Raw genomic sequence first — 10536 nt, 5'->3', positions numbered from 1 at the left:
AACCCCCGTCCCGGATAGCGGACGACTCTGTCAGAGATCGTTCGTTACGGGAAGGGTCTTGCGCGAATCGAGATGTTGATGGGCAGAATTCTTCCCTCGTCACACTCTCTGGGGGATGCCGAAATGACGGAGAACCAGTCCGGGCCCATGGTCCAGGTCTCTGACCTGCGACGGAGCTTCGGCAGCGGGGCCAATGAGGTGCATGCCCTTCGGGGCGTTTCCTTTATGGCCGAACGGGGGGAACTCACTGCCCTGAAGGGCAGGTCCGGTTCCGGTAAGACCACCCTGCTCAACCTCGTCGGCGGTCTCGACAGTGCCACCGGCGGAAGCATCGTCATCGACGGCACCGACCTCTCCGCGCTCGACGAGAACGGCCGGCTCGCCCTGCGGCGCGACCGCATCGGCTTCGTCTTCCAGTCCTTCGGCCTGCTGCCGGTGCTCACCGCCGCCGAGAACGTCGGCGTCCCGATGCGGCTGCGGCGCCTGCCCGCCGCCGAACGCGAGGAGCGCGTCCACACCCTCCTCGCCCTGGTCGGCCTGGCCGGCCATGCCGACCAGCTCCCCTCGGAACTCTCCGGCGGCCAGCAGCAGCGCGTCGCCATCGCCCGGGCCCTCGCGAACGACCCCGCCCTGATCATCGCCGACGAGCCCACCGGCCAGCTCGACTCCGAGACCGGCCTCGCCGTCATGGACCTCCTGCGCGCCGTCGTCCACTCCCAGGGCGTCACCGCCCTGGTCGCCACCCACGACCCGACCCTGATGTCCCAGGCCGACCGCGTCCTCGAACTCCACGACGGCCGCATCGTCGAACCCGCGGTGGTGGACTGACGCCGCGTGACCGACCTCAGGTAGTCGCTCCCAGGTTCCGTCCGGGGGATTCCCAGGCTCTTCAAGGCGGTGGATCATCCGATCCTCAGAACCGCAGCCCAAGGTGGGAACCCCCGGACCCCTCTCGGCAGGAGCGCAGCCTTGAACCTCTGGCACCGCCTCGGCCTGGCCGCCGCCTTCAGCCTGCTGCTCGCCGTCACGCCCGCCGCCGCGCGCAACGCGACGCCCCCGGAGACCGCCCCCACCCCGCAGGCCCTCACCGCCGCGGAGGCGGTCACCGTCCCCGCGGCCGACCCGCCCGCCTCGCCCGCCCCCGCGCCCGTGCCTTCCCCCACCCCCGCGCCGTCTCCCACCCCCGTCGCCGTCGTGTACGGCACCACCTCCACCGCACCGTCCGGCCCCGAGGCCGACCGCGTCGGCGTCCTCTCCTCCGGCGGCCACCACTTCTGCACGGCCGGCGTCATCGACAGCCCCGGCGGCACCCTGGCCGTCACCGCCGCCCACTGCCTGGACACCGCCGAAGGCGTCACCTTCACCCCCGCCTACCGCAACGGCGAAGCCCCGTACGGCACTTGGCGCGTCACCGCCGTCCACACCACCGAGGCCTGGCAGGACTCCGAGGACCCGGACGAGGACTTCGCCCTGCTCGAGATCGCCCCCGACCCCACCACCGGCCGCACCATCCAGTCCGTCCTCGGCGGCACCCCGGTCGACTTCGCGGCCCCCCTCACCGCCACCGCCCGCCTCTACGGCTACCCCGCCCGCAGCGACACCCCGCTGCTCTGCACCAACACCACCACCGCCCAGTCCCCGACCCAACGCCGCATCGACTGCCCCTCCTACCCCGGCGGCACCAGCGGCGGCCCCTTCATCGACACCACTACCGGCCACCTCATCGGCATCATCGGCGGCCACCAACAGGGCGGCGACACCGAGGACACCTCCTACAGCCCCGCCCTCGGCCCCGACCTCCAGGACCTCTACCGGGAAGTCGCCGGCTGACCACCCGTCACCGGCAGAGGAACCCGGGACACCCGCGCTGCGCGCTCCAAGGCCCGGAACATGACGAAGGCCCAGACTGACCGATGGTCAATCTGGGCCTCTGTGGCACTTCTTGCGAAGTGCCCCCGGCAGGATTCGAACCTGCGCACCCGCCTCCGGAGGGCGGTGCTCTATCCCCTGAGCTACGGGGGCCTGCTGTGTCCCCTTGCGGCGACGGAGAGAACGTTACCAGGTCGGGGGAGTGGTCCGTGCACGGGTTTGGGAGGGGGCCGGCGGAAGGTGAGACGGATGTGGGGAAAAGGCCGGACGGGCGGGTGGGTGCGCGGCTACCCTCGGTGAGGTGTCCGGAGCCTCCGGGCGGGTCCTCGTGGTGGACGACAGCGAGGTGATCCGCCAGCTGATCAGAGTCAACCTGGAGCTTGAGGGCTTCGAGGTGGTGACCGCCGCCGACGGTGCGGAGTGCCTGGAGGTGGTCCGCCGGGTGGCGCCCGACGTGGTGACGCTGGACGTGATGATGCCGAGGCTCGACGGGTTGAAGACGGCGGCCCGGCTGCGGGCGGCGCCGGCCACCGCGCGGCTGCCGATCGCGATCGTGAGCGCCTGCGCCCCGGCCGAGTTGAGGCAGGGCCAGTCGGTGGGGGTGGACGGGTACCTGGGGAAGCCCTTCGACCCGGCCGACCTGGTGGCGCTGGTGCGCCGGTTGATGGCGATGAAGGTGAGCGACCCGGGTCGGCGGCAGCGGTTCGCGCACGGGTTCGGGGAGTAGGGGGAGCGGGGCGGGGCGTTCGCCGAGAGCGAACGCGGTCGCGGCGCGCACGTCTCAACCGGCAAACCAGGTGCGGCCCCCGGCCCCCTCTCGCCTAGGCTGGGGCCCGTGACACCCGCAGATCTCTCCCAGGCAGTCCAGGCCGCAGTGAGCGCCGCCATCGAGGCGGGCGAGCTGACCGTCGCCGTGCCCGAGCACGTGACGATCGAACGGCCCAAGAACAGGGACCACGGCGACTACGCCACCAACGTGGCCCTCCAGCTCGCGAAGCCGGCCGGCAAGCCGCCGCGAGCCGTCGCGGAGGCGCTGGCCGGGCGTCTCCGAGAGATCGCCGGTGTGTCGAAGGTGGACATCGCCGGTCCGGGCTTCCTCAACATCACGCTGGAGGACGCCACCCGTGGCGAGCTGGCGCGGAGCATCGTCGAGGCCGGCCCGGCGTACGGCCGGAACGACGCGCTCAAGGGTCTGAAGATCAACCTGGAGTTCGTCTCGGCGAACCCGACCGGCCCGATCCACATCGGCGGCGTCCGCTGGGCGGCGGTCGGCGACTCGCTGGCCCGGGTGCTCAAGGCGACCGGCGCCGAGGTGACCACCGAGTACTACCTCAACGACGCGGGCGTGCAGATCGGCAAGTTCGCCGCCTCGCTGCAGGCCGCCGCGAACGGCCGGCCCGCGCCGGAGGACGGCTACGTCGGCGAGTACATCGTCGACATCGCCAAGGTCCTGGTGGAGAACGTCCCCGGCGTGCTGGACCTCCCGGAGGACGAGCAGGTCCAGGTGTTCCGCACCGAGGGCCTCAAGCTGATGGTCGCCGAGATCAAGCGCTCGATGGACGAGTTCGGCACCCACTTCGACACCTGGTTCTCCGAGAAGAGCCTGCACGACTCCGGCGCGGTGGAGAAGTCCATCGAGCGGCTGCGCGAGCAGGGTCACGTCTTCGACCAGGAGGGTGCGATCTGGCTGCGCACCACCGACTTCGGTGACGACAAGGACCGCGTCCTGATCAAGGCCGACGGCGAGACCACCTACTTCGCCGCCGACGCCGCCTACTACCTGAGCAAGCGGGACCGCGGCAGCGAGGTCTCGGTCTACATGCTCGGCGCCGACCACCACGGCTACGTCAACCGCCTCAAGGCCATCGCCGCCTGCGCGGGCGACGACATGGACAAGAACATCGAGGTGATGATCGGTCAGTTCGTGAAGATGGTCCGGGACGGGCAGGAAGTCCGGATGTCCAAGCGGGCGGGCAACATCATCACGATCGACGACGTGGTCGAGTGGATCGGCGTGGACGCCGCGCGCTACTCGCTGGTGCGCTACCCCACCGACTCGACCATCACGCTCGACATCAACGTGCTGACCAGCCAGACCAACGAGAACCCGGTCTTCTACGTCCAGTACGCGCACGCCCGGATGTGCTCGGTGCAGCGGAACGCGGAGCAGAAGGGCATCGCCAAGGCCTCGGCCGAGGGCTTCAAGCCCGAGCTGCTCTCCACCGAGTGGGAGCGCGCCCTGCTCGGCCAGCTCGGCGAGTTCCCGCGGGTGCTGGCCCAGGCCGGCCAGTACCGCGAGCCGCACCACGTGGCCCGCTACCTGGAGGACGTGGCCGGTGACTACCACCGGTTCTACGACAACTGCCAGATCCTGCCCAAGGGCGACGAGGAGGTCACCGACCTCACGCACGCCCGCCTCTGGCTGGCCGACGCCACGCGCACGGTCATCGCCAACGGCCTGACGCTCCTGGGCGTATCGACGCCCGAGCGGATGTAGACGCACCAACCCCCGAGAATCCAGGGGGCGGTGACGGTCCGTCAGGACTCGTCACCGCCCCTCCTCGTAAGGAAAAGCAGATGAGCCGCTCCGCCCACCCCGCCGGTCCCCGCCACGGGGACGTGCTGCCCGAGGGCCACTACCTGGCGCCCCCGGCCGACCTCAACGCGCTGGACCCGAAGGTCTGGTCCTCCACCGTCGCGCGCGGCGCCGACGGCGTCGCCACCGTCGGCGGGCTGGACGTGAAAGCGATCGCGGCGGAGCACGGCACCCCGGCGTACGTGATGGACGAGGCCGACTTCCGCGAGCGGGCCCGGGCCTGGCGGGACGCCTTCGGGCCCGGGGCGGACGTCTACTACGCGGGCAAGGCCTTCCTCTCCAAGGCGATCGTGCGCTGGCTGCACGAGGAGGGGCTGAACCTCGACGTGTGCAGCCCGGGCGAGCTGGCGGTGGCGCTGGCGGCCGGGATGCCGGGGGAGCGGATCGCGCTGCACGGCAACAACAAGACCGTCGAGGAGCTGGAGCAGGCGCTCAAGGCCGGGATCGGCCACGTGGTGCTGGACTCCTTCCAGGAGATCGAGCGGCTGGCCGCGGTGGCCGAGCGCCTGGGCGTCCGGCAGCCGGTGCTGATCCGGGTGACGGTCGGCGTCGAGGCGCACACCCACGAGTTCATCGCCACCGCGCACGAGGACCAGAAGTTCGGCCTCTCGCTGAACGGCGGCCGGGCCGCCGAGGCGGTGCGCCGCACCCTCGCCCACCCGAGCCTGGAGCTGCGCGGCATCCACAGCCACATCGGCTCGCAGATCTTCGACACGGCCGGCTTCGAGGTGGCCGCCCGCCGGGTGGTCGGCCTGCTGGCCGAGGTCCGGGACGAGCACGGGGTGGAGCTGCCCGAGATCGACCTGGGCGGCGGCCTGGGCATCGCGTACACCAGCGAGGACGACCCGCGCACGCCGGCCGAGATCGCCGCCTCGCTGGCGGACATCGTCCGCCGGGAGTGCGCGGCCGCCGGGCTGACCGCGCCGCGCCTGAGCGTGGAGCCGGGCCGGGCGATCGTCGGGCCGACCGCGTTCACCCTCTACCGGGTCGGTACGATCAAGCCCCTCGACGGACTGCGCACCTACGTCAGCGTCGACGGCGGGATGTCGGACAACATCCGCACCGCCCTGTACGACGCCGAGTACTCGGTGGCCCTGGTCTCCCGCACCAGCGAGGCCGCGCCGATGCTGGTCCGGGTGGTCGGCAAGCACTGCGAGTCCGGCGACATCGTGGTCCGCGACGCCTTCCTGCCCGCCGACCTGGCGGACGGGGACCTGATCGCCGTCCCCGCGACCGGCGCCTACTGCCGCTCGATGGCGAGCAACTACAACCACGCCCTCAAGCCCCCCGTGCTGGCCGTCAGGGACGGCTCGGCCCGGGTGATCGTCCGGCGCGAGACGGAGGAGGATCTCCTGCGTCTCGATATCGGATAGAGAAATCCTCGTCTCAGATCCTGGACCGGCCGTAGATCCGTGCGGCTGGTCCCGGAGACTGGTACGGACCGAATACCCTGCGGGCAGCGGCAACCGCCGACCATGGAGCCCGCCGGAATCCCCGAGAAAGCAGAGCGGAGTCGGATGATGCGTACGCGCCCGCTGAAGGTGGCGTTGCTGGGCTGTGGTGTGGTGGGCTCCGAGGTGGCGCGCATCATGACGACGCACAGCGCCGACCTCGCCGCGCGGATCGGCGCTCCGGTCGAGCTCGCCGGCATCGCGGTCCGCCGGGCCGGCCGGGCCCGCGCCGGGGTCCCCGAGGAGCTGCTCACCACCGACGCCGAGGCCCTGGTCGGCCGCGGCGACATCGACGTGGTGATCGAGGTGGTCGGCGGGATCGAGCCGTCCAAGAGCCTGATCCTCAAGGCCTTCGAGAACGGCGCCTCGGTGGTCTCGGCCAACAAGGCGCTGCTCGCCAAGGACGGCACCGAGCTGCACGCGGCGGCCGCCGCGGCCGGCGTGGACCTCTACTACGAGGCCGCCGTCGCCGGTGCGATCCCGCTGATCCGCCCGCTGCGCGAGTCGCTGGCCGGCGACAAGGTGAACCGGGTGCTCGGCATCGTCAACGGCACCACCAACTTCATCATGGACAAGATGGACTCCACCGGCGCCGGGTACTCCGAGGCGCTGGAGGAGGCCACCGCGCTCGGCTACGCCGAGGCCGACCCGACCGCCGACGTGGAGGGCTTCGACGCCGCCGCCAAGGCCGCGATCCTGGCCGGCATCGCCTTCCACACCGAGGTCACCGCCGCGGACGTCTACCGCGAGGGCATCACCGAGGTGACCGCCGCCGACATCGCCTCCGCCAAGGAGATGGGCTGCGTGGTCAAACTGCTGGCCATCTGCGAGCGGGCCGCCGACGGCGAGTCGGTCACCGCCCGGGTGCACCCGGCGATGATCCCGCTCAGCCACCCGCTGGCCTCGGTCCGCGAGGCGTACAACGCGGTCTTCGTGGAGGCCGAGGCGGCCGGCCGGCTGATGTTCTACGGTCCGGGCGCCGGCGGCGCGCCGACCGCCTCGGCGGTGCTCGGCGACCTGGTCGCGGTCTGCCGCAACAAGCTCAACGGGGCCACCGGCCCGGGCGACTCGGTCTACAGCCAGCTGCCGGCCAAGCCGATGGACCAGGTGATCACCCGGTACCACGTCAGCCTGGACGTGGACGACCGGGCGGGCGTGCTGGCGCAGGTCGCCACCGTCTTCGCCGACCACGGGGTGTCCATCGACACCGTCCGCCAGCAGGGCCGCAGCGTGGGCGGCGACGAAGTCGCCTCCGTTGAGGGTGGTGGCGGGCGACGGGCGGGCGACGCCTCGCTCGTCGTGGTCACCCACCGCGCCACCGACGCCGCGCTGTCGGCGACGGTCGACAAGCTCCGCGCACTCGACAGCGTGCGCGGCGTGGCCAGCATCATGCGGGTTGAAGGGGAGTAGGAAGCACCATGAACGCCGTAGTCCAGAGCGGTCACACCCACCAGTGGCGCGGGCTCATCGAGGAGTACCGCGACCGTCTGCCGGTCACCGCCGCCACCCCCGTCGTCACCCTGCTGGAGGGCGGCACGCCGCTCGTCCCGGCCCAGGTCCTCTCCGAGCGCACCGGCTGCGAGGTCTACCTCAAGGTCGAGGGCGCCAACCCGACCGGCTCCTTCAAGGACCGCGGGATGACCATGGCCATCTCCAAGGCCAAGGAGGACGGCGCCCAGGCCGTCATCTGCGCCTCCACCGGCAATACCTCGGCCTCCGCCGCGGCGTACGCGGTGCGCGCGGGCATGGTCTCCGCCGTGCTGGTGCCGCAGGGCAAGATCGCGCTCGGCAAGATGGGCCAGGCCCTGGTGCACGGCGCGAAGATCCTCCAGGTGGACGGCAACTTCGACGACTGCCTCACCCTGGCGCGTGAACTCTCCGAGAAGTACCCGGTCGCCCTGGTCAACTCGGTGAACCCGGTGCGCATCGAGGGCCAGAAGACCGCCGCCTTCGAGATCGTCGACATGCTCGGCGACGCCCCGGACATCCACGTCCTCCCGGTCGGCAACGCGGGCAACATCACCGCCTACTGGAAGGGCTACACCGAGTACGCCAAGGACGGCCTGGCCGCCCGCACCCCGCGGATGTGGGGCTTCCAGGCGTCCGGCTCGGCCCCCATCGTGGACGGCGCCCCGGTGCTCAAGCCGCAGACCATCGCCACCGCGATCCGGATCGGCAACCCGGCCTCCTGGGACTACGCGCTGGCCGCCCGGGACGACTCCGGCGGCCTCATCGACAAGGTGACGGACCGTCAGATCCTGTCCGCCTACCGGCTGCTGGCCTCCCAGGAGGGCGTCTTCGTGGAGCCCGCCTCGGCCGCCTCGGTGGCCGGCCTGCTGGCCAAGGCGGAGGCCGGCCTGGTCGACCCGGGCCAGCGGATCGTCTGCACCGTGACCGGCAACGGCCTCAAGGACCCGGACTGGGCGGTGGCCGGCGCGCCGCAGCCGCAGATCGTCCCGATCGACCCCGAGGCGGCCGCCCGCCGTCTGGGGCTGCTGGACTGACACCGCGTCAACGGACGGGCCGCCCCTTTCGGGGGGTGGCCCGTCCGCGTCGTCGACGGGCTCCCGCACCTGATCGCGTGCCGTCAGGAACGGCACGCTTTCCGGCCAGATCCGGCAACACGGCAGATCGGAGGGGTGCGGGGTGTACCGCTGTGGAACCTCTCTTCGATAGTCTGGATCCAGCGGGCCGTGCCGCGTGCGGACGCGCCGCCCGCCGGGGGCGCCGACCTCAGGCCCCGCACACGTACCACCGCAGGCCCGCCCCCCAACCGGGCCGTCATCCCTCAGGAGAGTCCCACCACCATGGCTGGTCCCGCGTTCCGTGCTGCCGCCGTCCGGGTCCGGGTCCCCGCGACCAGTGCCAACCTCGGCCCCGGTTTCGACGCCTTCGGACTCGCCCTCGGCCTGTACGACGACGTGGTGGTCCGGGTGGCCGACAGCGGCCTCTCGGTGGACATCGCGGGCGAGGGGGCGGACTCCCTGCCGCGCGACGAACGGCACCTGATGGTCCGTTCGATGCGCGCCGCCTTCGACCGCCTCGGCGGCCAGCCGCGCGGCCTGGAGGTCGTCTGCGCCAACCGGATACCGCACGGCCGGGGCCTCGGCTCCTCCTCCGCGGCCATCTGCGCGGGCATCGTGGCCGCCCGGGCCGTCACCATCGGCGGCCCGTCCGCCCTGGACGACGACGCCCTGCTGGCCCTCGCCTCCGAGCTGGAGGGCCACCCCGACAACGTCGCGGCCTGCCTGCGCGGCGGCTTCACCATCGCCTGGACGGACGAGGAGTCGGCCAAGGCCGTCCGCCTGGAGCCGTCCTCCCGGGTCGTCCCGGTGGTCTTCATCCCCTCCACCGAGGTGCTCACCGAGACCGCCCGCGGCCTGCTGCCCAAGACCGTCCCGCTCGGTGACGCGGCCGTCAACGCGGGCCGCGCGGCCCTGCTCGTCGAGGCCCTGACGAACCGTCCGGAACTGCTGCTCGCCGCCACCGAGGACCGCCTGCACCAGGACTACCGCGCCTCCGCCATGCCCGGCAGCGCCGCCCTGGTGGGTGCCCTGCGCGCCGAGGGCGTGCCCGCCGTCATCTCCGGCGCCGGCCCCACGGTGCTGGCGCTGGCGGACGAGGCCGGAGCCGAGAAGCTGCTCTCCTTCGCGGGCCCGGACTTCGCCGCGCACCGGCTGGACCTGGACGCCGCCGGCACCCAGGTGCTCCCGCTGGACGGCTGAGCGGTTCGCCCGCGCGGACACGATTGACGAGAACAGGGCCGGGGAATGTGTCAGGGGGTCGGTAGTGTTAACCTCATTGCTGCACCAGATGCCCTCCGGGGTGCGGTGCGCCGCGTCCCGATCCCGCCCTCCCACAGCTGCGGCCAGTCCGCACGAGTGGGGCCGTGGCCGAACGGGACCACGATCCTCCGGGACCCCTCCGCAGCGCGTACGCAGCCTGCCTGCGCGGATGCGGCCGTATCCCGAAGCCGTGACGGCACCTGACTCCCTCCCGCGGCCTCCCACGTAGCACCGCGCCCGGATGGGGCCCGGTCGCCGTGACGCGACGGGGGCCCGGGAATCGCGGGCAGCGGGGTCGGCACGAAGCCCGGCCCGCGCCACTTCGCACCACCGTGCACATCGCAGCTCTTCCCCGATTGGCAGAGCCATTCGGGGGATCACCGCCTCGGACCGACGCAGTCGAGCGTTGGTCAGGACAGCACAACCGGTCGCCGAGCCAGACAGGCCGACGTCCGCTCCAGGGAAGGACCCTTAGTGAGCGACTCCACCGATCTGATGGGCGCGCGCCCGGACGCCGAGGCGTCGGACGCGGCCAACGCCCCCGCGGCCCCGGCGCGGCGCCGTCGTACCGCCGCCGCGGGCCTGGACGGCCTGGTCCTGGCCGAGCTGCAGAAGCTCGCCTCGACCCTCGGGATCAGCGGTACCGGACGCCTCCGCAAGAGCCAGCTGATCGAGGCCATCAAGGAGAAGAGCGGCGGAGACCCGCTGCCATTCGGAGAGCGGGGTGGCGGCGAGCATGGCAACTTCGCCCGTCAGGTGCAGCTGGAGGCGGAGGAGGTGGAGATCCGCTACACCGGCCTGCGGGCCGGCGAGAAGCTCAACGAGGCGCTGTTCT

Annotated in this window: 9 protein-coding genes and 1 tRNA gene; 9 read left to right on the top strand and 1 reads right to left on the bottom strand. The window is 72.0% G+C overall.

The genetic code is table 11. The annotated features are described in order from the left end of the window. The first annotated feature begins 123 nt into the window (after positions 1-123). A complete protein-coding gene (locus tag ACWEPF_RS26370; RefSeq protein WP_345290087.1) occupies positions 124-828 on the top strand; it encodes an ABC transporter ATP-binding protein in 705 nt (234 codons plus the stop codon). 141 nt (positions 829-969) lie between these two features. Continuing rightward, positions 970-1830 carry a trypsin-like serine peptidase gene (locus tag ACWEPF_RS26365; protein WP_452174458.1) on the top strand — a complete coding sequence of 287 codons (861 nt, stop codon included), beginning with the start codon at positions 970-972 and terminating at the stop codon, positions 1828-1830. A 120-nt stretch (positions 1831-1950) separates the two neighbouring features. Here the strand turns inward: ACWEPF_RS26365 and ACWEPF_RS26360 are convergent. Continuing rightward, positions 1951-2022: transfer RNA gene (locus ACWEPF_RS26360), tRNA-Arg, on the bottom strand. A gap of 148 nt (positions 2023-2170) precedes the next feature. Between ACWEPF_RS26360 and ACWEPF_RS26355 the strand changes: the two genes are divergently transcribed. The 7 genes from ACWEPF_RS26355 to ACWEPF_RS26325 all read left to right on the top strand — a co-directional run. After that, complete coding sequence (locus ACWEPF_RS26355; RefSeq protein WP_345290089.1) at positions 2171-2596, top strand: response regulator; 426 nt, start codon at positions 2171-2173, stop codon at positions 2594-2596. A gap of 108 nt (positions 2597-2704) precedes the next feature. Next, on the top strand, positions 2705-4366 hold the full coding sequence (argS, locus tag ACWEPF_RS26350; protein ID WP_452174457.1) for an arginine--tRNA ligase: 1662 nt from the start codon (positions 2705-2707) through the stop codon (positions 4364-4366). A gap of 80 nt (positions 4367-4446) precedes the next feature. Further along, on the top strand, positions 4447-5838 hold the full coding sequence (gene lysA / locus ACWEPF_RS26345; RefSeq protein ID WP_452174456.1) for a diaminopimelate decarboxylase: 1392 nt from the start codon (positions 4447-4449) through the stop codon (positions 5836-5838). Positions 5839-5985: 147 nt separating this feature from the next. Next, complete coding sequence (locus ACWEPF_RS26340; protein WP_345290249.1) at positions 5986-7326, top strand: homoserine dehydrogenase; 1341 nt, start codon at positions 5986-5988, stop codon at positions 7324-7326. Between the two features lie 8 nt (positions 7327-7334). After that, positions 7335-8420 carry a threonine synthase gene (gene thrC / locus ACWEPF_RS26335; RefSeq protein WP_345290093.1) on the top strand — a complete coding sequence of 362 codons (1086 nt, stop codon included), beginning with the start codon at positions 7335-7337 and terminating at the stop codon, positions 8418-8420. Positions 8421-8723: 303 nt separating this feature from the next. After that, positions 8724-9641 carry a homoserine kinase gene (gene thrB / locus ACWEPF_RS26330; RefSeq protein ID WP_452174455.1) on the top strand — a complete coding sequence of 306 codons (918 nt, stop codon included), beginning with the start codon at positions 8724-8726 and terminating at the stop codon, positions 9639-9641. Positions 9642-10175: 534 nt separating this feature from the next. Beyond that, the coding region (locus tag ACWEPF_RS26325) for a Rho termination factor N-terminal domain-containing protein (RefSeq protein WP_452174454.1) at positions 10176-10536 on the top strand (361 nt) is incomplete at its 3' end.

This window comes from Kitasatospora sp. NPDC004289, assembly GCF_053602875.1.
Note: the sequence above shows the minus strand (reverse complement) of the source record. Positions and strands in the feature narration are given on the sequence as shown.

Bases quoted from the DNA above. Each gene is read 5' to 3' on its own strand.
- ACWEPF_RS26370 (WP_345290087.1), top strand. From the start codon at position 124: ATGACGGAGAACCAGTCCGGGCCCATGGTCCAGGTCTCTGACCTGCGA.
- lysA (WP_452174456.1), top strand. From the start codon at position 4,447: ATGAGCCGCTCCGCCCACCCCGCCGGTCCCCGCCACGGGGACGTGCTG.
- ACWEPF_RS26340 (WP_345290249.1), top strand. From the start codon at position 5,986: ATGCGTACGCGCCCGCTGAAGGTGGCGTTGCTGGGCTGTGGTGTGGTG.
- thrC (WP_345290093.1), top strand. From the start codon at position 7,335: ATGAACGCCGTAGTCCAGAGCGGTCACACCCACCAGTGGCGCGGGCTC.
- thrB (WP_452174455.1), top strand. From the start codon at position 8,724: ATGGCTGGTCCCGCGTTCCGTGCTGCCGCCGTCCGGGTCCGGGTCCCC.